The organism is Dyella sp. PARNA 12/25 (genome assembly GCF_055702865.1).
In genome coordinates, this window is sequence record NZ_JBVQCI010000008.1 from 159,233 (window position 1) to 182,373 (window position 23,141).

General features: G+C 61.8%; 26 protein-coding genes and 1 tRNA gene. 11 read left to right on the forward strand and 16 right to left on the reverse strand.

Going from position 1 to position 23,141, the window contains the following annotated elements; genetic code table 11:
- Positions 1-96 precede the first annotated feature (96 nt).
- Positions 97-1,458 carry an AMP-binding protein gene (locus AC0GUR_RS15790; RefSeq protein ID WP_472878456.1) on the forward strand — a complete coding sequence of 454 codons (1,362 nt, stop codon included), beginning with the start codon at positions 97-99 and terminating at the stop codon, positions 1,456-1,458.
- A gap of 904 nt (positions 1,459-2,362) precedes the next feature.
- A complete protein-coding gene (gene purD / locus AC0GUR_RS15795) occupies positions 2,363-3,649 on the forward strand; it encodes a phosphoribosylamine--glycine ligase (RefSeq protein WP_472878457.1) in 1,287 nt (428 codons plus the stop codon).
- A gap of 38 nt (positions 3,650-3,687) precedes the next feature.
- Here purD and AC0GUR_RS15800 read toward each other — a convergent pair whose 3' ends face one another.
- From AC0GUR_RS15800 to AC0GUR_RS15820, 5 genes are all read right to left on the reverse strand, one after another.
- Complete coding sequence (locus tag AC0GUR_RS15800; RefSeq protein ID WP_472878458.1) at positions 3,688-4,134, reverse strand: YybH family protein; 447 nt, start codon at positions 4,132-4,134, stop codon at positions 3,688-3,690.
- Positions 4,135-4,183: 49 nt separating this feature from the next.
- Positions 4,184-4,630, reverse strand: a complete 447-nt coding sequence (locus AC0GUR_RS15805; protein ID WP_472878536.1) for an SRPBCC family protein — start codon at positions 4,628-4,630, stop codon at positions 4,184-4,186.
- Positions 4,631-4,720: 90 nt separating this feature from the next.
- On the reverse strand, positions 4,721-5,368 hold the full coding sequence (locus tag AC0GUR_RS15810) for a dihydrofolate reductase family protein (protein WP_472878459.1): 648 nt from the start codon (positions 5,366-5,368) through the stop codon (positions 4,721-4,723).
- A gap of 32 nt (positions 5,369-5,400) precedes the next feature.
- Positions 5,401-5,883 (reverse strand): GNAT family N-acetyltransferase, encoded by a 483-nt coding sequence (locus tag AC0GUR_RS15815; protein WP_472878460.1) that lies wholly within the window; start codon positions 5,881-5,883, stop codon positions 5,401-5,403.
- Positions 5,884-5,921: 38 nt separating this feature from the next.
- The gene (locus tag AC0GUR_RS15820) at positions 5,922-6,347 is read right to left on the reverse strand and encodes a hypothetical protein (RefSeq protein WP_472878461.1); all 426 of its coding nucleotides are present in this window, start codon (positions 6,345-6,347) and stop codon (positions 5,922-5,924) included.
- A gap of 157 nt (positions 6,348-6,504) precedes the next feature.
- On the opposite strand from AC0GUR_RS15820, the gene AC0GUR_RS15825 reads away from it, so the two are divergent.
- Positions 6,505-8,379 (forward strand): MFS transporter, encoded by a 1,875-nt coding sequence (locus AC0GUR_RS15825; protein WP_472878462.1) that lies wholly within the window; start codon positions 6,505-6,507, stop codon positions 8,377-8,379.
- 35 nt (positions 8,380-8,414) lie between these two features.
- Here the strand turns inward: AC0GUR_RS15825 and AC0GUR_RS15830 are convergent, their stop codons facing one another.
- The 8 genes from AC0GUR_RS15830 to AC0GUR_RS15865 form a co-directional block, all read right to left on the reverse strand.
- On the reverse strand, positions 8,415-9,284 hold the full coding sequence (locus AC0GUR_RS15830; RefSeq protein WP_472878463.1) for a cobalamin biosynthesis protein: 870 nt from the start codon (positions 9,282-9,284) through the stop codon (positions 8,415-8,417).
- A 195-nt stretch (positions 9,285-9,479) separates the two neighbouring features.
- Entirely contained in the window at positions 9,480-10,451 is a 972-nt protein-coding gene (gene nudC / locus AC0GUR_RS15835) for an NAD(+) diphosphatase (protein ID WP_472878464.1), read from the reverse strand.
- A 13-nt stretch (positions 10,452-10,464) separates the two neighbouring features.
- Positions 10,465-10,842: an iron-sulfur cluster insertion protein ErpA gene (erpA, locus tag AC0GUR_RS15840; RefSeq protein WP_472878465.1), complete on the reverse strand. Its 378-nt coding sequence runs from the start codon at positions 10,840-10,842 to the stop codon at positions 10,465-10,467.
- A 46-nt stretch (positions 10,843-10,888) separates the two neighbouring features.
- The gene (locus AC0GUR_RS15845; RefSeq protein WP_472878466.1) at positions 10,889-11,314 is read right to left on the reverse strand and encodes a bactofilin family protein; all 426 of its coding nucleotides are present in this window, start codon (positions 11,312-11,314) and stop codon (positions 10,889-10,891) included.
- Positions 11,301-12,053, reverse strand: a complete 753-nt coding sequence (locus tag AC0GUR_RS15850; protein ID WP_472878467.1) for a DUF6776 family protein — start codon at positions 12,051-12,053, stop codon at positions 11,301-11,303. Before AC0GUR_RS15850 ends, AC0GUR_RS15845 begins: the two co-directional genes overlap by 14 nt.
- Before the next feature lie 100 nt (positions 12,054-12,153).
- Positions 12,154-12,624, reverse strand: a complete 471-nt coding sequence (gene bfr, locus AC0GUR_RS15855; protein WP_267225442.1) for a bacterioferritin — start codon at positions 12,622-12,624, stop codon at positions 12,154-12,156.
- A 139-nt stretch (positions 12,625-12,763) separates the two neighbouring features.
- Positions 12,764-12,964, reverse strand: coding sequence for a (2Fe-2S)-binding protein (locus AC0GUR_RS15860; protein WP_472878468.1), 201 nt, complete (start codon positions 12,962-12,964; stop codon positions 12,764-12,766).
- A gap of 77 nt (positions 12,965-13,041) precedes the next feature.
- Complete coding sequence (locus tag AC0GUR_RS15865) at positions 13,042-13,599, reverse strand: RNA pyrophosphohydrolase (protein ID WP_472878469.1); 558 nt, start codon at positions 13,597-13,599, stop codon at positions 13,042-13,044.
- 180 nt (positions 13,600-13,779) lie between these two features.
- Between AC0GUR_RS15865 and AC0GUR_RS15870 the strand changes: the two genes are divergently transcribed.
- A tRNA-Met gene (locus AC0GUR_RS15870) sits at positions 13,780-13,856 on the forward strand.
- 202 nt (positions 13,857-14,058) lie between these two features.
- Here the strand turns inward: AC0GUR_RS15870 and AC0GUR_RS15875 are convergent.
- From AC0GUR_RS15875 to AC0GUR_RS15885, 3 genes are all read right to left on the reverse strand, one after another.
- Positions 14,059-15,192: an alginate O-acetyltransferase AlgX-related protein gene (locus tag AC0GUR_RS15875; RefSeq protein WP_472878470.1), complete on the reverse strand. Its 1,134-nt coding sequence runs from the start codon at positions 15,190-15,192 to the stop codon at positions 14,059-14,061.
- A 9-nt stretch (positions 15,193-15,201) separates the two neighbouring features.
- Positions 15,202-16,686: an MBOAT family O-acyltransferase gene (locus AC0GUR_RS15880; RefSeq protein ID WP_472878471.1), complete on the reverse strand. Its 1,485-nt coding sequence runs from the start codon at positions 16,684-16,686 to the stop codon at positions 15,202-15,204.
- Between the two features lie 299 nt (positions 16,687-16,985).
- Positions 16,986-18,713 (reverse strand): SulP family inorganic anion transporter, encoded by a 1,728-nt coding sequence (locus AC0GUR_RS15885; RefSeq protein WP_472878472.1) that lies wholly within the window; start codon positions 18,711-18,713, stop codon positions 16,986-16,988.
- Between the two features lie 438 nt (positions 18,714-19,151).
- Between AC0GUR_RS15885 and ppk2 the strand changes: the two genes are divergently transcribed.
- The 7 genes from ppk2 (at position 19,152) to atpE (ending at position 23,134) form a co-directional block, all read left to right on the forward strand.
- Positions 19,152-19,973 (forward strand): polyphosphate kinase 2, encoded by an 822-nt coding sequence (ppk2, locus tag AC0GUR_RS15890; protein WP_472878473.1) that lies wholly within the window; start codon positions 19,152-19,154, stop codon positions 19,971-19,973.
- 60 nt (positions 19,974-20,033) lie between these two features.
- A complete protein-coding gene (locus AC0GUR_RS15895; RefSeq protein ID WP_472878474.1) occupies positions 20,034-20,288 on the forward strand; it encodes an RNA recognition motif domain-containing protein in 255 nt (84 codons plus the stop codon).
- A 124-nt stretch (positions 20,289-20,412) separates the two neighbouring features.
- Positions 20,413-20,775 carry a 6-carboxytetrahydropterin synthase QueD gene (gene queD, locus AC0GUR_RS15900; RefSeq protein WP_472878475.1) on the forward strand — a complete coding sequence of 121 codons (363 nt, stop codon included), beginning with the start codon at positions 20,413-20,415 and terminating at the stop codon, positions 20,773-20,775.
- 153 nt (positions 20,776-20,928) lie between these two features.
- The gene (locus tag AC0GUR_RS15905; protein WP_472878476.1) at positions 20,929-21,324 is read left to right on the forward strand and encodes a phasin family protein; all 396 of its coding nucleotides are present in this window, start codon (positions 20,929-20,931) and stop codon (positions 21,322-21,324) included.
- 243 nt (positions 21,325-21,567) lie between these two features.
- Positions 21,568-21,933 (forward strand): hypothetical protein, encoded by a 366-nt coding sequence (locus tag AC0GUR_RS15910; RefSeq protein ID WP_472878477.1) that lies wholly within the window; start codon positions 21,568-21,570, stop codon positions 21,931-21,933.
- Between the two features lie 3 nt (positions 21,934-21,936).
- Positions 21,937-22,770: a F0F1 ATP synthase subunit A gene (gene atpB / locus AC0GUR_RS15915; protein WP_472878478.1), complete on the forward strand. Its 834-nt coding sequence runs from the start codon at positions 21,937-21,939 to the stop codon at positions 22,768-22,770.
- A 76-nt stretch (positions 22,771-22,846) separates the two neighbouring features.
- A complete protein-coding gene (atpE, locus tag AC0GUR_RS15920) occupies positions 22,847-23,134 on the forward strand; it encodes a F0F1 ATP synthase subunit C (RefSeq protein ID WP_038622390.1) in 288 nt (95 codons plus the stop codon).
- Positions 23,135-23,141: the final 7 nt, after the last annotated feature.

Genomic DNA, 23,141 nt, shown 5'->3' on the forward strand with positions numbered 1-23,141 from the left:
ACGAGGATGGGGACCCTCGCGGGCTTTCTTCATCGTCCGCAAGCCGGGCCAGTGCGAACTGGACCGACAGGCTGATTGCCGTTGCTGGAGAACACTTTGGCCATCGTTTTTGAAAACTACCAGCTCAACCGGGAGGCCGATGGTCTGCCGTTGCTGGCGGCTGGCCATCCGCAGCGCACCGTGGCGTGGCGTCATGGCGAACCGGTGAGTGCCACGCGCTTTCTTGCCCACGTGCAGGAGATCGCCGCGCAGCTGCCCCCGACCACTACGGCCGTGAACCTGTGCGAAGACCGCTACGCTTTCCTGGTCGCCTTCTGCGCCATTGCGCTGCGGGGTCAGGCGAACCTGCTGCCTTCGTCGCGCGCACCCCAGGCAGTGGTCGAAGTGATGGCCACTCACCCCGGTTGCTATGCCGTGGGCGAGCTGGCGCTGGACGCACCGTTCCACTACCTGCATCTGCCGAGCCTGCTGGATACGCCGCCCACCGGCGCCGTGTTCGACGCGCCTGCCATCCCTGCCGATCAGGTGGTGGCCATTGGCTATACCTCGGGTTCCACCGGAGTGCCCAAGGGCAACCTCAAAACCTGGGGCAACTTTAGCGCCAGCAACGCGGGCAACCTGCGCATGCTGCACGCCGCTCTGGGTGGTCACTTCCATGTGGTTGCCACCGTGCCGCCGCAGCACATGTACGGCATGGAGATGTCGGTGCTGCTGCCGCTGCTCGGCAATGTGAGCGTGCATGCCGGGCGCCCGTTCTTTCCTGCCGACGTGGCTACCGCACTGGCGGAAGTGCCGGCGCCTCGTGTGCTGGTCACCACGCCGGTGCACCTGCGCGCACTGATCGGATCGGGTGTGGCACTGCCGCCGATTGCCGCCATGGTTTCGGCCACCGCGCCGATGCCGGTGGAGCTGGCGCAGGCCGCCGAGGCGCGTTATGGCGCGCCCCTGCTGGAGGTGTTTGGGTCTACCGAAACCTGCGTACTTGCCAGTCGTCGCGCGGCCGCTGATGAACCTTGGACGTTGTATGACGACGTGCATCTGCATCCCCAGCCCGACGGTACTCAGGTAGAGGCACCGCAACTGGATCAGCCGATGACCCTGGCGGACATCGTCACCTTGCATGACGGCGGCCGACGCTTCCGCTTGTGTGGGCGTCATGCGGACATGCTGGAGATCGCCGGCAAGCGTGCTTCGCTGGGTGACCTCACGCGTCGTCTGTTGGCCATTCCTGGGGTGAAGGATGGCGTGGTTTTGCAGCTCGATGGTGGCGATGGTCTGCGCGTGAATCGCATTGCGGCGCTGGTGGTGGCGCCGGGGATGGATGAGCAGGCGATTCTTGAGGGGTTGCGGGCGGCGGTGGATCCGGTGTTTTTGCCGCGGCCGTTGAAGTTGGTGGAGGCGTTGCCGCGCAACGAGACGGGTAAGTTGCCGCGAGCGGCGATGCTGGCGCTGCTCTGAGCTTCTTTTCTCCCTCTCTCCTTAGGGGAGAGGGTTGGGGAGAGGGGTCACTCTTGCCTCAGTGCCTCAACAGGTCGTCGTTCCTGCGAAAGCAGGAATCCAGTGACTTTGCTCATGGCCCTGGTTAAGCGAACCGACCAGCGTGCCGCCTACGCGGCGAGCGTTTCGATCGCCTGCCGGCGCTCGAGTCACTTTTCTTTTGCTGGCCCAAAAGAAAAGTAACCCAAAGAAAACGGCCAGGACGAGCTCTTAGCGTCGTGTTGAATACGAGCCATGGCGGCCGCGAAACCCAGATCGTCACGATCGCCCGACAGGCGGTACGGCTACACCGCAACGCGCCATCGCGAAGAGGACTTAGAGCCGGGCTTGCGACGCGACGCGTCGGCTTTTCTGTAGGAGCGCACTCGAGCGCGACCGCAGCGTCGCGTCCTTGCCAGGCAGCAGGCGTTCGCGAAAACAACCCGTGAGGAAACGACATCGCTCTGCGGTCGCGCACCAGTGCGCTCCTACAAGGCGGCGTTGGCTCTTGGCTTTGCGCTCTTGATCGTCGGGCCCCCTGTGCGGCGGTGAGGGGTGGCCGGCTTCACCGGCCAGCGCCAAGCGCGGGTGCCCTTCTCTTTGGTTACTTTCTGACGCGAAGCTAATCCCCGTGGGACCTGGGCAAGCAAGAGAAAGTGACCCGGCCTCCGGCAGGAGGTCGGAAGCCCGCCGTCCCACGGGGACTGGCTTTGCGTCGCAGGCGAGCCAGATCGCCGTATCGTGACTACCGAGCACAAGGCGACCCTACGTTCCCTGCCATTAATCTGAAGCCCCCAACCATGCTGCGCTGCGAAATCCCGCCCCAGCCCCTTACAATGGTCCGCTGCGCCGTCCCTGGCGTATTCCTTTGGCAGTTGGAGTCCCCATGAAAGTCCTGGTCATCGGCAGCGGCGGACGCGAGCACGCGCTGGCGTGGAAGCTCAAGCAATCTCCCCGCGTGAGTGAGGTGATAGTGGCTCCCGGCAATGCCGGTACGGCGCGCGAAAAGGGTCTGCGGAACGTCAACCTGGCGGTGACCGATCTGGAAGGCCTGCTGAAGCTGGCCAGGGACGAGAAGATCGAACTAACCGTCGTGGGCCCTGAAGTGCCGCTGGTGGCCGGCGTGGTCGACAAGTTCCGTGCTGCGGGCCAGCGCTGTTTCGGTCCCCGCGCTATTGCCGCGCAGCTGGAAGGCTCCAAGGCGTTCGCCAAAGATTTCCTGCACCGCCACAACATTCCCACCGCTCATTACGCGGTGTTCACCGAGCTCAACCCTGCGCTGGCATACGTGCGCAAGCACGGTGCGCCTATCGTCATCAAGGCGGATGGTCTGGCGGCGGGCAAGGGCGTGGTGGTGGCGCTGACGCTGGCGGATGCTGAGCAGGCCTTGCATGACATGCTGGGTGCGCATCAGTTTGGTGATGCATCGGCGCGTGTCGTGATCGAGGAGTTCCTCGATGGCGAGGAAGCGAGCTACATCGTCATGAGCGATGGCCAGCATGCGTTGCCGATGGCGAGCAGCCAGGACCACAAGCGTCGTGACGAAGGCGATCTCGGCCCGAACACTGGCGGCATGGGCGCCTATTCGCCCGCGCCAGTGGTCACCCCTGAGGTGGAGAAGCGCATTCTCAAGGAAGTGATCGAACCCACGCTGCATGGCATGGCGATGGAAGGTGCACCCTTCATCGGTTTCCTCTATGCGGGCCTGATGATCGACAAGAGCGGTGCGCCCAAGGTCATCGAGTTCAACGTGCGTTTCGGTGATCCGGAAACGCAGCCGATCATGCTGCGCCTGAAGTCCGATCTGGTGGAACTGATCGAGGCCGCACTGGATGGCGAGCTGCACCACACCCACGTCCACTGGGACGCGCGTCCTTCGCTGGGCGTGGTGATGGCTGCTGGCGGTTACCCGGGCAAGGTGCACAACGGCGATGTGATCACGGGTCTGGACAGCGATTTCGGCCCCGATGTGAAGGTGTTCCACGCGGGTACGCAGCTGGATGCGCAGGGCCATGTCGTTACCGCAGGTGGTCGCGTGCTCACCGTTTGCGCACTGGGCAAGGACATTGCCGCGGCCCGTGAACATGCGTACGGCGCTGTCGGCAAGATCCACTACGAAGGCGCCTTCTGCCGCCGCGATATCGCTCATCGCGCGCTGCATCGCGGGTCCTGACGGGCTCGCCCTTGATGGGCCGGGGTGAGGGGCGAGTGCTATCGCCCTTCATCACTCTTGTATCGAGTCTCCGCCTTCAAGGTGGACGAATCCACGGGAGCCGATGTGTGCTCGTGTACCACCCGCCATGCCCCGTCTACACGCTTCAACGTCATCGTCAGGCGATTGTTGAGTGAGCGCAGCTGCTTTCCTTCTGGCGAGATTGCCGTATAGCCAAGGATGGCGTGTCCTACGGCGAGATCTCCACTGATCAGGGAAGTGGCTTCTCTGTAGTCGACCACCACCTGCTCGGTGCCCAGCGAGGAAAACCAGTCGCTGATCATGCGCCGCCATGATTCGAAGCCACGCATGGACCATGTGTTCCACAGATCGAACACATGCACGTCCTCGTCGTACAGGGAGACAAAAGCATCCACGTCTTTCGCAAGCACGGCGGCTTTGTAGGCATCGAGCATCTGGATAAACGGGTCGATCTGAGCGTTCAATCGTTCTCTCCTTGTCACTGCACTGAGCGTGATTGGCCTTGGTTGCGGATCAGTCTCGAATATCGGGCTCAACCAATTGCGCCAGGTGAAGCAGTGACTCCTGCCAGCCCAAGTAGCAGGCCTCAGTGGGAATCACCGCAGGAATACCTTCCTGCACGATGCTGACTTCTGTGCCGCAGAAAACCTGTTTCAGGGTGATGCTGGTCTGCATCTCGCCCGACAGGTTCGGGTCGTCGAACTTGCCCGAGTAACGGATGCGTTCCTGCGGTTGCAGCTCAAGATAGGTGCCGCCGAACGAATGGCCGTGGCCGGTGGTGAAGTTGGTGAACGACATGCGGTAGGTGCCACCGACCTTGGCTTCCATCTGATGCACCTTGCCGGTGAATCCATTGGGCGGAAGCCAACGCGCCAAGGCATCGGCGTCGAGAAACGCCTTGTAGATCTTTTCGGGCGAGGTGCGCAGTACACGGTGCAGCTTGACGGTGTTGGTGGTCACGATATGGCCCTCAGTGGATGAGTTCATGCGCAAAGTGAATGTGTCACCCTCATCCGACGAACGAGCGAGCATGATTTCGACAAGCCGGTGTCACGGTCGCTTGCGAAGAAGCGCGTGCGTGGCGCGTTCACCGGGTATCCATTGAGTGCACTCATAACCGAGGGCATGCAAATCCAGGCCTTGAAACAGGTGCTCCCCAGCACCCAACAGCACAGGCCGGATGACCAGATGCAGTTCGTCGATCCATCCTTCGCGCAGGTACTGCCGAATCGTGGAGACGCCACCACCAAGACGTACATCGAGACCATTCGCGGCCGCTCTGGCCTGTTCAAGTGCAGCGTCAATACCTTCTGTGACGAAGTGGAATACCGTGCCGCCAGCCATCGTCAGCGAAGGTCGTGGATGATGCGTGAGCACGAAGACCGGCACGTGATACGGAGGCTCTTCGCCCCACCAACCTTTCCAGTTTTCATCCGGCCATGGTCCGCGGATGGGGCCAAACATGTTGCGCCCGATGATCCAGGCGCCAAGGTTGGCGAAACCCTGCACCGCCATGTCGTTGTCGACGCCGGTTTCTCCCCTATCGCCGCCATACATCTGCTGCCACAGACGAGTGGCAAACAGCCATTCCATTAATTCAGGCCCGCGGACTCCAAGAGGATTCTGCAGATCCTGATGGGGCCCTGCACCAAAGCCGTCGAGGGAAATCGTAAAACTCTGGACGCGCAACTTGGACATGACTGCCTCGCATCGTCGTCTTCGGAGAAAGTTCAGGCCACCAGCTGAAGCGAATAAAAGCGCGTGCCCGGCAAATGGCTGGTGTTGTAGGGCGGAATGTCGACGAATCCCAAACGATGATAGAGCGTCTGCGCGGCAGCCATGCTTGGCAGCGTGTCGAGGCGCAGTTCGTTGTACCCGGCCGCACGGGCAGCTTGAATCACCGACTCGACCAATCGCTGGCCCAGGCCGAAGCTTCGATAGGCCGAGCGCACATACAAGCGCTTCATCTCACCCGTATGGGCATCGAGCGGCCGCATGGCGACGCAACCCGCTACCTCGCCGTCGACCAGCGCGATCAGCAGTGCGCCATGAAGTGGCGTATAGGGTCCCGGCAACGCATCGAGCTCCGCGGAGAATCCCTGGTACTCAAGATCCGTGCCGATCATCTCGGCATATTCGCGGAACAGCTCGCGGGCCGTGGCGACCATGTCCGGGTCAGCGACTTGTTTCAACTCGATGCAAGTGGTGGTCATGGTTGCCATTCGTGGTGGTCCATTGAGCCATGAGCGAATCAGGCCGCTTTGTCGGGGCGAATTCGCCAGCTGTCGCCCGGCGCCCGTATGAAGTGTTTCCACACGTAAGCCCAGGGGGTAACGATAGGCACCAGCACGACACCCATCAGGCACGCGAACAGCGAGTCGGCGGCGTAATCGTCGAGGCCAGGCCCGCGCCACATCGGTAGTGCCGATGCGACCACCCAGATAACCTTCCACAGCAGCTCGAACAGCAGCAGCGGAAGCATCTTCAGCGGGTATCGCAGCCCCAGCACGGATAACACCGCCAGCGCCCCCAGCAGCGCCCGTATGACGGATTTGGGGCCTGCCACCAGATCAGGTGGCGCAATGATGTGCGGCCATACCTCCACCGCCAGGCCGACGGCGATAAGCAGGTACATCGCCCGAAGCAGATACAGCCGAAAACCACTGACGTCGGTCATTCCATCGATCTCCAGCGAGCGTGGTGAGATGGCATGGGTGGGGGTGGCCGCATGCTTCCACGGAGGCCACGGGCCTGCAAGTGGCATAGGTATCACCCGTCATGTGGCAACGGTGTTTTCGCGCTAGGCTTGCGCGGTCCTCCCATCAAGAACGCGCATGAGCCAGTTCAACCTGCTAGGAAGCCGCCGCTTTGCCCCGTTCTTCTGGACACAGGCGTTGGGTGCGTTCAATGACAACGCGTTTCGCAATGCGCTGGTCATGCTGGTGGCGTTTCAGATGGGGCTGGACGACAAGACGGTGTCGATCTACACCAACTTTGCGCCGGCGCTGTTCATTCTTCCCTACTTTTTGTTCTCGGCCACAGCGGGACAGCTGGCGGAAAAGTACGAGAAGTCGCGCATCATCCGTTATGTGAAGCTGTTCGAGATCGCGGCCATGTCGATCGCGGCGATCGGCTTCTACACGCATCACACCACGTTGCTGCTGGTGGTGCTGTTTCTCATGGGCATGCACTCCACGGCGTTCGGGCCGATCAAGTACGCCATCCTCCCGCAGGCGCTGAAGCCGGAGGAGCTTGTTGGTGGTAATGGCATGGTGGAGATGGGTACGCAACTGGCCATGCTGATTGGCATGATCGCCGGCAATTCGCTCATGCTGATTGCGGGTTATGGGCCGCTTGCAGCGTCTGCGGTGACCATCGCTGTAGCCATGCTTGGTTATCTCGCCAGTCGACAGATTCCGCCAGCACCGGCCACTGCGCCGGATCTTGTGTTCAATTGGAATCCGATCACCGAGACTGCACGCGTGCTTGGCATTACGCGTGAAGATCGAGGGGTCTTCAACGCCGTGCTGGGCATTTCGTGGTTCTGGTTCTTTGGCACCGTGCTGGTAGCGCAGCTGCCCAACTACACGCGCATGAACCTGGGCGGTGACGGCACCGTCAATACGCTGGTACTCACCTTGTTCTCCATCGGTACCGGCGTCGGCGCCTTGCTGTGCGAGCGCATGTCAGGCCGGCGCGTGGAAGTGGGGCTGGTGCCGCTGGGTGCGTTTGGCCTCACTGCTTTCGGTATCGACCTGTACTTCGCCCATCCTGCGCTGGCATCGATACACGGCCTCGATTGGCATGGTTTCCTGCGCAGCGCGGGCAGTTGGCGCGTGGTGATGGATCTCACCTTGATCGGCGTATTCAGCGGTTTCTATGTGGTGCCGTTATTTGCCTACGTGCAGTCGCGCACACCACGCGACCGCCTGTCGCGCGTGATCGCAGGCAACAATATTCTCAATGCGCTGTTTATCTGCCTGGCATCAGGTTTCGGCATGGCGCTGAGCTTGTTGGGATTCACGGCGATTCAGATTTTCTTGGCTGCGGCTGTGCTCAACGTGCTGGTGGCGGCCTACATCTTCACGCTGGTGCCCGAGTTCCTGATGCGCTTCATCACGTGGGTGCTGGTGAACACCTTGTATCGCGTGCGCGTGGATGGGCTGGAGCAGATTCCGCAGGAAGGCCCGGCGCTGCTGGTGTGCAACCACGTGAGTTTCATGGACCCGTTGGTGTTGATGGCGAATTTGCGTCGGCCCGCGCGCTTCGTCATGTACTACAAGATCTTCAACATTCCGGTGTTGAAGTTCGTGTTCCGTACGGCAAAGGCCATCCCCATCGCTGGCCAGAAGGAAGATCCCGCCATACTTCAACGCGCCTATGAGGAAGTGGATGCCGCGCTCGCTGATGGCGAGCTGGTGTGCATTTTTCCAGAGGGTGGGCTGACGCGTGATGGTGATATCGCCCCATTCCGCCCCGGTGTGGCGCGCATTCTCGAACGTCGCCCGGTGCCGGTGGTGCCTCTCGCATTGCGCGGCTTGTGGGGCAGCGTGTGGAGCCGTCGTGACTCGATGCTGCATCGCGCGCGTCTACCGCGACGCTTTCGTGCGCGTGTGGAATTGGTCGCCGGTGCACCGATCGCACCGACGGATGCGCGCATGGCAGCGCTGGAAGCGCGTGTGCGGGAATTGCGTGGAGATTTCGCATGAGCATCGCGCACAGCGCGATGCTCATGTCCTGACGCTTACGCCATCCACCCTGCCAGCACGATCACGGCCACCACGCTGAGCCAGGCAAGCAGGGCGCGCAGCAACGCGCTGCGGAGACGGATCAATTCGCCAAGGGTGTCGACGCGTTCTTCGGCATAGCCGTCGCCCGCTTCGATATCCACTTGCACGTCGGCGCGTGCGGCCGCACCCAGAAAGCCAGGGCCCTCCACATACCAGCTGTTGGGTGACTGCTGCTGGTGCCAGCGCTTCCAGGCGCCGATCACCGCGTCCCAATGGCCGACCAGCGCCAGCGTAAACACCATCAACTGCGCGGGCAGCCAGTCGGCGATGTTGGCAAACGCATGGGCAGCGTTACGCGCATTCGGATCCACACGCAGGCTGGGATCGCGACCCAGTGTCTGCGCCAGGCGATAAAGCAGCGCGCCAGCTGGGCCCAACACGAAGAACCACAGCAGCACGCCAAAGCGCCTGCGCAGCGCGGCGTAGGCGGTGGCTTCGCCGAGCGCAATGGCGTTCCACGCCACTGCGTCGCCATCATCGGAGAGTGCTTGCGCGGCGGCTTCGCGGGAGGGCTGGTCGGAAGCCTTGATGATGGCTTCCAGATCCGCTTCGAATGCATGCGGGCCGAAGCAGTACAGCAGCACAACCAGCGAGAAGATCAGGCGGAACAGGTCATGGCCGGGCAGCAGGCTGATCAGCCAGATCACGATCAGGCAGAGCACCACCGGTACGCCCAAGGTCACTGCCACGCGGGCGGGCCCGCTGGTGTCACCGAGCTGCGCCACCCAACGGCGAAAACCTCCATCGCCACGCCAATGCGCCAATTGCGGCATCACGTGCAGCAGGCCAAGGGCGATGAGGGCGGTGAGCAAACTGACAGCCATGGACGCGATTCTCCCTTCGATGGGGGCATTGTAGGTCATGGGTGTGACGGCCCGCAGTGACCGCCGAGAACCCATGTGGGAGCGCACCCAGCGCCCGACCCGGCCTTGCGGCACACCACGATGTCCCATGGTCGCGATGACACTCGGCGCGTCCGTCGCGCACAGAGTGCGCTCTGACACGGAAGAGTGCTGTGCTCAGCGCTTGGACTGCGATACCAGGGCGTCGAGTTCGATCCCCGCGCGTTGCTTCAGCCAATGCTCCAGCAGGCGATAGGACACAGAGAGCGGCATCGAGGGCAGGAAACTGCCGTCGGCAAGACCATGGACGATGTCCTGCGGGGTAAACCAGCGCGCTTCTTCGAGCTCGCGGTCACGCAGGCGGATGGTGCGTGACAGTGCCGTGGCGGTGAAGCCGACCATCAGCGACTGCGGCAACGGCCATGGCTGCGATGAGTGGTAATGCACGTCGCCCACGATGACACCCGACTCCTCGGCGACTTCGCGCCGCACGGCGTCTTCCAGCGCTTCGCCAGGTTCGACAAACCCAGCCAGGGTGGAATAGCGACCTTTGGGCCAGCCCGCCTGGCGACCCAGCAGACACGCGCCTTCGTGCTCCACGATGACAATGACTGCTGCGTCCGTACGCGGGAAATGCATGCGGCCGCAGGCGTCGTTGGTGCATTGCGCGCGATGGCCCGAGGCCACCAGCACCAGCGGCGATCCGCAATACGCGCAGAAGCGGGTTTCGCGCTGCCAGTGGGCCAAGCCCTTGGCGTAGGCGAACAGGCCGGCTTCATCGGCGGCAAGCTGCAAACCGACATCGCGAAGCCCCGCCCGGCGCGCGCCCAGCGAGTGCTCCAGTTCGGTGGCGCGCTGGCTGTCATCCAGCGCCAGCAGGAAATGAGGGCGCTCCCCGGCAAAGCCGAGGAAGCTGGCCTTGACCTCGCCCAACAGCTGCTCGCGCTCGCCCGTGTCGAGCCAGCGCAGCGCGTCGCTGCCGGGCAGCAGGTAGGTTTGGCCCAGCCCGTCCAGCAGCAGATAGCGGGCGTGCTCGGAGGCGGCCAGTTCATTGACCCACATCGACTCGTCGCGCTTTTCGGCGACCCGGTCGAGGATCAGGCTCAGTCCCGCGAAGGTGTTGGGTCGCGGCAAGGGTGTGCGTTCCATGCCGTGACGGCGCTCAGGTAGAGAAGGAGGAGCCGCAGCCGCAGGTAGTCTTGGCGTTGGGGTTGCGGATGACGAACTGCGAACCGCTGAGGCTTTCCGAGTAATCGATTTCGGCGCCGGTGAGGTACTGCAGCGACAGCGGGTCGACCAGCAGGGTGACGCCTTCGCGGTCGAGCGCAAAGTCGTCTTCTGCCTGAGCTTCATCGAAAGTGAAGCCGTACTGGAAGCCCGAGCAGCCGCCGCCAGAGATGTACACCCGCAGCTTCAGCGACGGATTGCCTTCCTCCTGGATCAGCTCATGCACCTTGCGGGCGGCAGCTTCGGTGAACACCAGCGGCGCGCCGGCGCTGCGGTAGTCGGGAACGATGGGGAGGGGGACGACGGTATCCATGATGCTCAAGTGGGGATGCGACAGTTCGTACGCAAGGATACCGCGATCAGGCGGGAACGGCCTCTGCGTTCAGCATCGAAGGGGAAGGCAGCTCTCGCGGCGCCTCGGGGGCCAGGTGGCTCATGCGACCGTTCACCTGGGCGCCAGCCGCCATCTCCAGCGACTGGTAGTGAACGTCTCCGGTAACGCGCGCTTCGGAGGCCAGCTCCAGGCGCTCGATCGCATAGATGTCGCCCCGCACATGGCCGTTGATGATCGCGTGCGGCACGCGAATCTCGCCCTCGACGATACCGCTCTCGCTAAGCGTGAAGACCGAGCCCTTCTCCGCGGCATGGATCGAACCCACGATTCGTCCTTCCAGGTGCAGCGCGCCACTGAACCGCAAGTCGCCCTGAATGACCGTGCCACGCGCAATCAGGCTGGTGTCATGGCTGGAGGGCGCGCGGTCATTGCGCTGCTTACGGCTGAGCATCTTGTTCCCCTTGAGTCGGTGTGAGGTGGCCGGACAGCGCATCGCTCCAGGCCACAGCGCGAGTGATGGCATCGTCCCCCGCAGGCTGTGCCTTGATCAGCAGGCGTGTGGGCCGGAAATCGGCAGGCAGCACGATGGTGCTGTGCAGTTGTTGGAAGTACTTGAAGCGGAAAGGTATGCCGGCGCTCTGTGAGGTGTCGCCCAGCGCAGCCCAGGCGAGCTGCACCACTTTGTCGCCCCGCAGACCTTCCACACTGACGGTGGCGTTGCCGGAGACGTCTTCGCCGCGCTTGGCGTTCTGAGTGAGGCTTAGCGTGAGGTTCCAGGCGTGCGAGTCGGCCACCGGCTGCAAGCGCACTTCCTGCACCTTCAGGCCCTCACGCTGGGCGTCGCCGCCGGTCAGGCGCGAATAGAAGCCGAGGTCGGCACGCAAGCCGCTGATTTCCTCTTCACGCTCGGCCAGCGTCTTGCGGAGCGAGCGCGTGGCAATGTCGGTGACCTGGTTCGCGCGTTGCAGATTGGCGACCTGCTGCTGGAGGTCGCTGTTCTGCTGGGTCAGCGCCTTGACCTGACGCTGCTCGACGGCGGCTGGCGTGGAACGGCGGCCAAGCCCGCCTGCGATCAGCGCAGCGAGCACCACGCTGACAACCCAGGCAATTCCCAGCCACAGCGCACGACGACGCGAGCCCGCCGCATCATGCGTGCGAACCACGAAGCGCGGTGGTGGGCGTGAAGCCATGCGTGCTTTTCCCAGTGAAAACCAAGGTATAGCCGCGCCATGGCGAGAGCGTCAAGGAACGGGGGCACGCTTTGCGCCGCCCGCTCCTTGACGGTCAGGATCAGCTGTCGATCTTCGACTGCAGATAGCGCTCGGCGCTGAGATCCTTGATCAGACTGAACTGCGTTTCGAGCCAGTCGATGTGTCCTTCCTCGTCATGGAGGATGGTCTTGAACAGATCCCGGCTGACGAAGTCGGCAATGCTTTCGCTATGTGCAATGGCTGCACGTAGATCTTTCACTGCCGCCATTTCCAGATCCAGATCGCCCTGCAGGCATTCCACCGGGTTTTCACCGATGCGCAGCTTGCCCAGGTGCTGCAGGTTGGGCAGGCCCTCGAGGAACAGAATGCGCTCGATCAGGTGATCGGCGTGCTTCATCTCCTCGATGGATTCCTTCTGCTCGTGCTCGGCTAGCTCGTTGTAGCCCCAGTCCTTATACATGCGGTAATGCAGCCAGTACTGGTTGATCGCAGTCAGCTCGTTGTAGAGCACCTTGTTGAGGAACTCGATGACCTTGGCGTCGCCCTTCATGGGAAGTCTCCTTGCCGCTACAGCAGCCGACTATACGTCTTAGTCGAGCGGTTTGACGTAACGAGAATGACTTAAGAATGCCCATACAAAAACGCGCAGCCTGGGCTGCGCGTTCTAAGGGGTTCGGAGCTCGGGAGCTTTAGGCTATGGCAACCACTGGCAGGTTCACCAAGGCCTGCTCAACGGCGTTGTCCAGCGTGGCGCGCGCTTCATCTTCGCAGCAGCCACAGCAGTCGGAACAGCCGGTGCGAGCCTGCAGATCGGCGAACTGATGGACACCCTCGGCCACGGCGCGGCGGATGTCGCTGTCGGTAACGGCGTTGCACATGCAGATATACATGGCTGCATATGGGAACGCAAATGCGAATGATTGTCAACTATCGGTCTTGCTGGCGCCGGCTGAGCGTGGGGAGCCGTTCAGGCGGCGGCGCGGCCCTTGCGCGGGGTATCGCCGGGATCCTGCCCACTACGCTGGGGCAAATTGCCCAGCTGGACGCTGAGCAGCGCCTCCACCAGCGGCGCGAAATGCCGTAGCGCCCGCTCGTACACCTGGCGCTTGAAATTGACCACGTGCGAGGCCGGATACCAGAAATCCACCCAGCGCCAGTGATCGAACTCGGGTTTCTCGCTGGCGTCGAGGCGCAGCGCATCCTCCGTGCTGACCAGGCGCAACAGAAACCAGACCTGTTTCTGGCCGATGCAGGTCGGACGTTGGTTGTGACGCACATAGCGGCTGGGCAAGCGATAGCGCAGCCACCCGCGGGTGGCGCCGATCACTTCGACGTGGTGCGGCGCGAGGCCGGTTTCCTCTTCCAGTTCGCGGTACATCGCTTCCAGCGGTGTTTCGTCGCTGCGCATGCCGCCCTGGGGAAACTGCCAACCGTCACGATTGACGCGGCGCGCCCAGAACAGTCGGCCGTCTGCGTTAAGCAGCACGATGCCCACATTCGGACGATAGCCATCAACGTCGATCATGTTGCCTCCTGGAGCCGGGCGGTACGACGGACCACAGATCCGCCAAGGCTCGGGGTCCATTCAAGCACAGCGCAGGAAGTCGGGACAACCGGACCCCTTGAACCGGAAGGCATAGCCAACTAAACTGCCGGGCCCTGCTGGATCGACACCACGTCGACGTCCCTGGCAGGCGGCGCCCAAGGCTATGTAGCTCAGCCGGTTAGAGCACAGCACTCATAATGCTGGGGTCGGTGGTTCGAGTCCACCCATAGCCACCATTGCGCGTATCCGAAAGCTCTGCAGAAATGCGGGGCTTTTTTGTTTTCAGGGGTCTCATCCGGATTAGCGTATAGCCGCTGCTGATCCTGTCCGGCGGCTACGACGAGGCCTGGCCATTAACCGAGTGCCGCAAACGCAGGTCGGCTACGTGGATGCCTTGTGCGCTGACGGCGACGTCCTGGCGTTCAACAGCAAGGCAGGTTATGGCGACGGAGTGAGGTTGAGGTAGCGCTCGACCCGCTCCTCAATGACCAGATCCGGCTTCTCGGCCTCGACATAGCGTTGGAAGTCGGCGAAGCCTGGCCGGACCCAGACGAAGCGAGCGTGGCGGAAGCTCGCCGCGAAATAGCCTTCCAGGGCGATCGTCATCGAATCCCGGAATATCAGGACACGGATTTTGCGGCCTTTGAGCGCACAGTCGGTCGAGAAGTCGGTCTGCGGCTTTCCCGTGAGGCCTGGCGGTGGCGGCGATGGTGTCTGCTGGCTGCAGGGCAGCTTCGGACCGACAAACTGCGCACTTAGCGTTTCGCGCGGATAGTCGGGAAAGCCCATCATGTTCGCCAAATCGCCCGTCCGAAGCGTGGCCGACACAAAGTCCCCATGGGGTAGCGATATGGGGAAAACGCCTTTGACCTGAGGATTGGCAGCCAGTTTGTCGAGCACCGCCCGATAACCGAGATACGCTCCCAGGGCGTTCCAATGGGTGTCCAGAGGCTGGTAGAGGTTGAGGCCACCCTTTTGGGCAAGGATGGCGGGGGCCGGATCGATCATCAGGTCGTCCAGGCCTTGGGTGCGCAGATGCTGCCGCAGTTGCACAAGCATCGGATCTTGTCCCCTGGCAATACCCGGTGGCATGTTCTCGGGGTAGATGCTCTGCTTGTTGGGGGCGACCAAAAAGGCGTAGGCCACTCCTCGTTCGGCCAGCCAGTCGCGGCGACGCAGCAGCGTCTGGCTCCAGTTCCGCAATTCCTCGTCCGACAGCCGGCGAAGGCCCCTGTAGTCTTCGACGCTGCGGTCGCCGGTAAAGAACAGCCAGTCGTTGCGGCCGATCAATACGGTCGGTGCTGGGGAGTTGCCGAACTGCTTGAACTCAATGGCGTTGCGTGTGCCAATCAGCTGCTGACGGTAGCCGAAATGGTCGGCGAAGTAGGCCTGTGAGTCGCGCAGGAACTCACCAATCTGGCTCATCCGCTGCGGCCAATGCGGCCACGTCGCCAGATGACGCATCTCGTTTCCCTGCTCAACCGGCCCGCGGTTGAAGGTCAGCAGAGGAATGGCAGTCAGGGCGATAAGCCCAGCCAGCGCCGCGTTGCAAAATGTCCGATACCGGCTCATGTGGGCCCCTTAGAACCGGAAATAGAGGAAAGGACTGTAAGTGTTGCCAGCGACATAGACAGCGGCCAACGCCAGGATGGCCAGCAGCACCGGCGGGCGGAGCCCGGCCAGCAGGTTATCGAGCCTGGGACTGAGCTGTTTTTCAGGGGTCTTGCCGGGCGCGCCGAATACCTGGATGGCTCGCCTCGCCCAGTCGCGGGTCAGCGGCGAGAAGATCGGTGTTGCCGCTAGCAGGGCCAGCGGCAGAATCAGCATGAGGCGGCCGTCAGTGACGAATTCGCTCACGCTGACGGCGCTTTCCGCCCTGCCGAACCCGGACATCGCCCGCAGATAGTCCAGCGCCTCAGGCAAGGTCTCGCAGCGGAAGAACACCCAGCCGACCAGGACCACGGTCATGGTGTACAGCCAGGACAGCGGACGCGGAAACCGCTTCAGCCAGCCGCCGAACGGCCCTCGCTCCAGCGCCAGGAACAGGCCGTGGATCAAGCCCCAGACCAGGAAGTTCCAGCTCGCGCCGTGCCAGAAGCCGCACAGCAGGAACACTGTCAGAAGGTTAAAGGCGGTGCGAATAGGGCCACACCGATTGCCGCCGAGCGGAATGTAGAGATAGTCCCGGAACCAGTTGCCCAGCGAGATATGCCAGCGGCGCCAGAATTCCTGGATGGATTTGGAGATGTAGGGGTAGTTGAAGTTTTCCAGAAACTCGAAGCCGAACATCCGACCCAGGCCAATCGCCATGTCGGAATAGCCGGAGAAGTCGAAGTAAAGCTGAAGCGCGTAGCCGCAAATGCCGATCCATGCCAGCGGCGACGTCAGCTCGGTCGCCGACAGGGTGAAAATCGGGTCGACCGTCGTGGCAAGCGTATCGGCCAGCAAAACCTTCTTGCCCAGGCCGGTGACGAAGCGCTCGACGCCAGAGGCGAACTTCTCGAGCGTCACTCTGCGGTCGGTCAATTGGCTGGCGACGTCGTGATAACGGATGATCGGCCCGGCGATCAGCTGCGGGAAAAAGCAGATGTAGAGGCCGAAATCCAGCGGATTGCGCTGCGCTTTCGCCACGCCGCGATGGATGTCGACGACGTAGGACAGCAGGTGGAAGGTGAAGAACGAAATGCCCAGCGGCAACTGGTGGTTCGCTGGCTGGTGAATATGCAGGCCGGTGAAGGCAAGCGCTGCGTTGAGGTTGGTAACGATGAAGCCCGCGTACTTGAAGTAGATGAGGCTCAGAATGTTAATGGCGATACACAGGACGTAGACCGCATCCTTGGCGCGATGCCATTTTTTTTCCCGGTAGTTGTCGATGACTATGCCGGAGACAAAGTTGACCAGAATCAGGAAGAACAGCAGCGGAACGTGCTTGATCCCGCCGCACGCGTAGAAAACCACGCTGGCCAGCAGCAGAAATGGATTCAGCAGGGGGCGGCGCAGGAGGAGGCTAATCCCAACAACGACTGGCAGGAACAGAAACAGGAAGTCGCTGGAGGAAAATAGCATCGAGAAAAACGTCCATGTGGAGCGGTAATAGATCGACGGATGCGGCCCAGAGACACATCCGATTAGCCGCTCAACATCATGGCGGTTTCGGGGCCAATAAGTCCGTTACGCATCGCACAGTGTCGATCGATCCGCACTATGCGACGGAAGGTCGACCAGGGCGTCATTGATTCCGCACGCCACGATGCGGCGCATCTTACTCATGTGGCAGTGGTATGCGTCAAGGGACTTAAGTACGGGTTACCGCTATGCACCACGAGGTGTTCGCTCCTTCTGTGCGCCATCGGCTTTGGTCGTCGTCAGGGCTTCTTCAGATAGTCATCCACGGCACTACCCACCGTAGGATGGAAGCTCGCGTCACCGATGATGTCCGTCAGTTCGAAGCGTCTGAGCTTGTCGCGTACGGGATCTTTCATTTCGGCGAAATGAAGGGCGATGCCTCGATCGAGCAGGATGCTGCTCAACTCGCGCAGCATGTCGGCGGACGTGACATCGATACTGGTGACGGGCTCGGCCGCCACGATCACTCTTTGCACGGGAGTGGGCGAGGATTCGACAGCTTCGAGCAAGCGTTGCTGGAAGAGTTCGGCGTTGGCGAAAAAGAGCGGCGCATCCCAGCGAAACAGCACCAGGCCAGTAATTCGCGCAGCGTGCGGATAGCGTTTGGTGTCGTGGTATCCGCGCAGGCCTTCCACCCGGCCAAGGACGGCGTAGTGCGGCCGCCATCCGTCCCACAGGAACTCGATCACCGCAATGGCCACCGCAATGCAGATGCCCGGGATGGTGCCGAATACCGCCACGCCGACGAAGCAGGCAATAGAAAGCCAGAACTCCCACTGCTGGATACGGAAGATGCGCTTGAGGTCTGCGAATTCGAACAAGCTGAGTGCCGCTGCAATCACGACTGCAGCCAGTGCACTGTTTGGCAGATTGCGCATCAGGTTTGGCGCCACCATCAGCAACAGCGCCACCACCACGGCGCCCACCACACCGGTCACCTGGGTTTTCGCACCGGCTGTCTCGGCCACAGGGGTGCGCGAGGAGCTGCTGCTGATGGGAAATCCCTGGAAAAATCCGGCCGCGAGATTGGCCACGCCCAGTCCGACCATCTCCTGATTGGGGTCGACGCGCGTATGAAGGCGAGCGGCAAACGTACGAGACAACACGCTGGTGTCCGCGAGCGAGATCAACCCCACGGCGAAGCCGCCAAGGAGGATCTTCACCAGATCCACATCGCTTGCCCAGGGGATCTCAAGCCGCGGCAAGCCCTGCGGAATCTGGCCAAGCACTTTGACGCCGTAGCTCTGGAGCTTGAAGGCGACGACGCACAGCATTGCCACGACCACGGCTATGAGGATGCCCGGCAGCCGCTTGTAGGGCTTGAGGAGCAGGATAAGCACAAGGGTCCCTGCACCCACGGCAAAGGTGTACCAGTTGGCCTTCCCCGCCGCTATCGATCTTCCAAGGCTCCACATTTCACGCAGCGGGCCTTGGTCTTCGACGGAAATGGCAAAGAGCTTGGGCAGCTGACTCACCAGCACCGTCAGCGCAATGCCATTCATGTAGCCGTATCGAATCGGTTTGGAAAGCAGCTCGGTGATGAAGCCCAGCCGAAACAATCCCAGCATGATGCAGAGCAGGCCTGACACGACCGCCATCATGCCGGCGACGGCAATGGCGCGCGAGGGATCGCCTGCAGCGACGGAAACCACCACGGCGAGAATCGGCGCTGCCAGAGCGGAGTCTGGACCAAGCACCAAAATGCGGCTCGGACCGAACAGGGCATACGCCAACAGCGGCACGATGGTGGCGTAGAGGCCGTATACGCCAGGCACACCCGAAGCCTCGGCGTAGGCGATGCCGACAGGTACCAGCATGGTCGTCACGACCAATCCGGCGACCACGTCTTTGGGTAGCCAACTGGCCTGATAACTCCGCAGCGTTACCAGGCCCGGCAGCCAGCGCAACCAGGACTGCGTTCTGTCCGCCGCAGGCTCAACACGCGAAATGGGTTCGTCGGAAAGCATGATGCGATCACATCCTGTCCCACCGAGTCACGCCGATCATAGTTCTGCGACGTGTCTGCATCCAGTATGGCGGCGGCCCAATCCGGGGTTCGCAAGCGCCTATGGCCCGCCGGATGCCTTCAGTCTGACTCTGGCCGTCTCTGTCCCGGCCGGAGCTCCGCTCTGGGTCAGTTGCCGAATCAAAAGGCGTTCGCTCTGCCGCTCGATGCGGGCGGCCGCCTGGGCGCTCCGCGGGACATTCACCCATCGTGGCCGTCGTTTGACGAAGGCTTGATGACCTTGCTGTCACGCTTGATTCCCTTGGAAATGAGCTGACCGGCTGTCGTGGCCGGCGAGGCGTCGCCGCGCTCGGGGCGTCGCCATTGTGCGCGGTCTTTCGCCGGGTGGTTTACCGGAGTCGTTGCAGGTGAACTCTCTAACCGTGGGAGGCGCGATGCCATGGCAAAGGATAAGAAGCAGGCAGAGCCGGCGGCTCCTGCCGAGGAAACCCGGCTGAAGGGCAAGGAGTACACCAAGGAATTGGAGAAGCTCCATGTCGAGCTGGTGAAGCTGCAGCTGTGGGTACAGAGGACCGGAGCAAAGATTTGCATCGTCTTCGAGGGGCGCGACGGTGCGGGCAAAGGTGGTGCCATCAAAGCCATCACTGAGCGCGTCAGCCCGCGCGTATTCCGCGTGATGGCGTTGCCGGCACCCACCGACCGAGAAAAAAGTCAGATGTACATCCAGCGCTACCTGCCCCATTTACCGGCGGCTGGCGAAATCGTGATCTTCGACCGCAGCTGGTACAACCGTGCGGGCGTTGAACGTGTCATGGAGTTCTGCACCGAAGACCAGGTCGAGAGCTTCCTGCGCGTAGCGCCATTGGTAGAGCGGAGCATCGTGAGCTCCGGCATCATTTTGCTGAAGTATTGGCTGGAAGTGAGCGAGGAAGAGCAGACGCGCCGCCTCAAGGGGCGCATTCACGACGGGCGAAAGCTATGGAAGCTGTCGCCGATGGATCTCAAGTCATACAGCCGCTGGTACGACTATTCGCGTGCCCGCGACGACATGTTCAAGGCGACTGACACGCAGTTCGCGCCATGGCTGGTGGTGGACTCCAACGACAAGCGGCGTGCGCGCCTCAACATCATCGCTGACCTGCTCAGCCGCATTCCCTATGAAGAGGTGGATCGACCCAAGATCGAGCTGCCCAAGCGCCAGAAGCGCGGTGGCTACCGCGAGCCGGACTATCCCTTCCGCTTCATTCCGCAGAAGTACTGACGATCGAAACGCCTGCCGCCGACCGCGCTGCAGTTCGGAGGCATGGCAGGAGAAACGACCATGCTGCGTCTACTGGTGGGCAACATCGCGCCGGGAACCTCGGACGAGGAACTCGGAGAGTTTCTGACCAAGTACGGCTTCCCGGCATGGGAGGGCATCGAACACGTTCCGGGGGATGGTTCGCGACCCGCGGTGATGCTCACCTTCGGTGACGTCAGTTCCAAGTCACTGGAGAAGCTCAGCCAGCGGATACATCACATGTTCTGGAAGGGGCGCGAGCTCAACGCCATGATCATCGGGCAGTACATGCCCTGACGCCGACATGGTGGCAGGAAAGCTGTGTTGGGCGATGCCGGTGGCACTCTCGTCGACACGCCGTGCGGGCCATGGGATTCGCCGCCTTCGGGAAGCGGTCCGATCCAGGCGGTAGAATATCGCCATGCATATCTTCAAAGTCTTCCATATCGAGGCGGCGCACCGCCTGCCCAACGTACCACCGGGCCACAAGTGCGCGCGCCTGCACGGGCATTCCTTCAAGATCGAGATCCACGTGGCCGGCGAGCCCGATTCCGCCATGGGCTGGGTCATGGATTTCGCCGACGTGAAGGCCGCCTTCGCCCCGCTGTTCGACCAGCTGGATCACCACTACCTCAATGACATCGAAGGTCTGGAGAACCCAACCAGCGAAATGCTGGCTCGCTGGATCTTCCGTCGCCTCGAGTCGGCCCTTCCTGGGCTGGACAAGGTGGTCGTGCACGAAACCTGCACGTCGGGCGCCAGTTGTAGTCGTGACAGTTTTTGATGCGTCGCAAAAATTCATGGTTCTGCCGTAATGTCCGGAGAATCTTGAATTTTTTGTTACATTCTGCTTTGTTCAGGAAAAATATATTGCAGCGCACAAAATGGCTTGGTAGAGTGCTCGCCACTACCCCTACTCCCGTCGAGGGATCAAGCCATGACGCAGCAACTGAATACCCAGGTTTTCGCCTACGCCAAGCAGCTTGCTGACAGCGCCTTCAAGGCTCAGTCGGTGGCCCTGAAGGGTCTGGAAAAGATTGCCGAGCTGCAGATCAAGGCGCTTGAGAAGCAGGCGGAATCCACCGCTGAATTCATCAGCGGCGCCCTCGAAACCCGCGACATGGATGGTCTGCGTAACCTGTGGGAAAAGGGTGCCGCCGCCAGCCGCGAAAACGCTGAGCGCGCCGTGGCCGTGACCCAGGAAATCATCGCCGTGAGCCAGAAGACCGCCGAGTCGCTGAGCGCCCTGGTGCAGGAGCAGCAGCAGGCCGCCAATGACGCCGTCGCCGCTCCGGTGGCCGCCGTCAAAAAGGCTGCCACCGGCGCCAAGTAATACCGCTTACCGACGCAGCGCCTCTCTTCCCCCTGTTGCGTCAAAGGGCCGGATCTCTGTCCGGCCCTTTTTCTATGCGTGAAATCTCACGCCCGAAGAGTGGATGAGTCGGCATTTTGACAAGATGTCGCAGCAAGTGCGGCTTGTCGCTGTAAATGCCTCGCTGATATACTTTTAAGGATTGGACCGTGGCCCGTAGCTGGTTCGGTGCCGCTTAAGAGCGAAACCGCGCGGGAACGTCACGTGCTTAACAGTCTTGCTTCCGGTCGTCGTCTGGCGCTGCGCATTATCTTGCTGCAGCTGGCCGTGGCGGTGATCGTAGGTCTCACCTTCCTTACGCTGGGGCTCCGCGATGCATTGGCGGCCGCTGCGGGTGCCATGATCGTGGCGCTGGGTACGGCGCTTCTGGCGTGGCGTTCCTTTGCTGGGTTAGGTGGTGGCGGCATGACCATGTGGCGCGTGATGTCGGGCATGGTTTTGAAGTGGATCGTGATCTTCGGAGGGTTGGTCGCGATCCTGGGTCAATGGAAATTACCGCCACTAGCTGCCATCACGGGGCTGGTGGCTGCTTACGCAATAAATTTGCTGGCATTCAGATTCAAGGGCTAACACATGGCAAGCGAGCCGCAGGGCGGACTAACTGAATACATCCAGCATCACCTGCACCACAACACGGTGAGCCTGGGTGACAGCCCGTTCATGCAGATCCATCTCGATTCGATCGTGGTGGCCTTTCTACTGGGCGCTCTGTTCTGTCTGTGGTTCTGGCTCAAGGCCCGCAAGGCCACCTCGGGCGTGCCGTCCAAGGGTCAGGCTTTTGTAGAGATCATCGTCGAGTTCGTCGACACCCAGGTAAAGGACACCTTCCACGGTGATCGCCGCACGGTGACCCCGCTGGCGCTGTCCATTTTCATGTGGGTGACCTTCCTCAACGCGATGGACCTGCTGCCCCTGGACGCCCCGAGCTTTGCGGTCAAGACCGCTGGCGGCGTCCATGCGATGCACGAAACCTTCTTCCGCTGGGTGCCGACCGCCGATATCAACACCACCGTGGGCCTGGCCCTCGCCGTGTTCTTCATCGTGCTGGGCCATGGCATGAAGGCCAAGGGCGCGCTGGGCTTCGGCAAGGAGCTCATGACCTCCCCGTTCCACGCCCATAACCCGGTCGTGGTAGCCATCCTGGTGCCGTTCAATTTCCTGCTCAATGTCGTCGAATACCTGTCCAAGCCGGTGTCGCTCGCTATGCGACTGTTCGGCAACATGTACGGCGGCGAGCTGGTGTTCATGCTGATTGCTGGCCTGTTCGCAGGCTGGATCAGCTTCCTGCCGGGTGTGCTGTTCAACACCGCATGGGCGATCTTCCACATTCTGATCATCCTGCTGCAGGCCTTCATCTTCATGATGCTTACGATCGTGTATATCGCCACGGCACGTGAGCATCACTGAGGTTTTGTTCGTTCCGGTTTCGCTTTAATCCGCTTCGCTTTAATCACTCTTTTAGAAAGATTCACAGGAGAATTCCATGAACCTCGTCGAACTCGTCGCTCACGTCCAGGGCCTCACCGCCATCGCGATCGGCGTCATCATCGGTCTCGGCGCTCTGGGCGCTTGCTTGGGTATCGCCATCATGGGTTCCAAGTTCCTTGAGTCCGCCGCTCGCCAGCCGGAGCTGGTCCCGCTGCTGCAGGGCCGTATGTTCCTGCTCGCCGGCCTGATCGACGCCGCGTTCATTATCGGCCTGGCCGTGGCGCTGCTGTTCGCGTTCTCGAACCCGCTGATCGCCGCTCTCAAGACCGCCGTCGGCGGTTAATTGGCGG

Excerpts from the sequence above, each read along its gene's own strand:
- AC0GUR_RS15820 (WP_472878461.1), bottom strand. The coding sequence starts at position 6,347 with ATGACCGACGTCAGTGGTTTTCGGCTGTATCTGCTTCGGGCGATGTAC.
- bfr (WP_267225442.1), bottom strand. The coding sequence starts at position 12,624 with ATGAAGGGCGACGCCAAGGTCATCGAGTTCCTCAACAAGGTGCTCTAC.
- AC0GUR_RS15850 (WP_472878467.1), bottom strand. The coding sequence starts at position 12,053 with ATGGCTTCACGCCCACCACCGCGCTTCGTGGTTCGCACGCATGATGCG.
- AC0GUR_RS15845 (WP_472878466.1), bottom strand. The coding sequence starts at position 11,314 with ATGCTCAGCCGTAAGCAGCGCAATGACCGCGCGCCCTCCAGCCATGAC.
- AC0GUR_RS15860 (WP_472878468.1), bottom strand. The coding sequence starts at position 12,964 with ATGTATATCTGCATGTGCAACGCCGTTACCGACAGCGACATCCGCCGC.
- AC0GUR_RS15880 (WP_472878471.1), bottom strand. The coding sequence starts at position 16,686 with ATGCTATTTTCCTCCAGCGACTTCCTGTTTCTGTTCCTGCCAGTCGTT.
- AC0GUR_RS15815 (WP_472878460.1), bottom strand. The coding sequence starts at position 5,883 with ATGACCACCACTTGCATCGAGTTGAAACAAGTCGCTGACCCGGACATG.
- atpE (WP_038622390.1), top strand. The coding sequence starts at position 22,847 with ATGAACCTCGTCGAACTCGTCGCTCACGTCCAGGGCCTCACCGCCATC.
- purD (WP_472878457.1), top strand. The coding sequence starts at position 2,363 with ATGAAAGTCCTGGTCATCGGCAGCGGCGGACGCGAGCACGCGCTGGCG.
- AC0GUR_RS15895 (WP_472878474.1), top strand. The coding sequence starts at position 20,034 with ATGCTGCGTCTACTGGTGGGCAACATCGCGCCGGGAACCTCGGACGAG.
- nudC (WP_472878464.1), bottom strand. The coding sequence starts at position 10,451 with ATGGAACGCACACCCTTGCCGCGACCCAACACCTTCGCGGGACTGAGC.
- erpA (WP_472878465.1), bottom strand. The coding sequence starts at position 10,842 with ATGGATACCGTCGTCCCCCTCCCCATCGTTCCCGACTACCGCAGCGCC.
- AC0GUR_RS15865 (WP_472878469.1), bottom strand. The coding sequence starts at position 13,599 with ATGATCGACGTTGATGGCTATCGTCCGAATGTGGGCATCGTGCTGCTT.
- AC0GUR_RS15885 (WP_472878472.1), bottom strand. The coding sequence starts at position 18,713 with ATGCTTTCCGACGAACCCATTTCGCGTGTTGAGCCTGCGGCGGACAGA.
- AC0GUR_RS15830 (WP_472878463.1), bottom strand. The coding sequence starts at position 9,284 with ATGGCTGTCAGTTTGCTCACCGCCCTCATCGCCCTTGGCCTGCTGCAC.
- atpB (WP_472878478.1), top strand. The coding sequence starts at position 21,937 with ATGGCAAGCGAGCCGCAGGGCGGACTAACTGAATACATCCAGCATCAC.
- AC0GUR_RS15875 (WP_472878470.1), bottom strand. The coding sequence starts at position 15,192 with ATGAGCCGGTATCGGACATTTTGCAACGCGGCGCTGGCTGGGCTTATC.
- AC0GUR_RS15825 (WP_472878462.1), top strand. The coding sequence starts at position 6,505 with ATGAGCCAGTTCAACCTGCTAGGAAGCCGCCGCTTTGCCCCGTTCTTC.
- ppk2 (WP_472878473.1), top strand. The coding sequence starts at position 19,152 with ATGGCAAAGGATAAGAAGCAGGCAGAGCCGGCGGCTCCTGCCGAGGAA.
- queD (WP_472878475.1), top strand. The coding sequence starts at position 20,413 with ATGCATATCTTCAAAGTCTTCCATATCGAGGCGGCGCACCGCCTGCCC.
- AC0GUR_RS15810 (WP_472878459.1), bottom strand. The coding sequence starts at position 5,368 with ATGTCCAAGTTGCGCGTCCAGAGTTTTACGATTTCCCTCGACGGCTTT.
- AC0GUR_RS15905 (WP_472878476.1), top strand. The coding sequence starts at position 20,929 with ATGACGCAGCAACTGAATACCCAGGTTTTCGCCTACGCCAAGCAGCTT.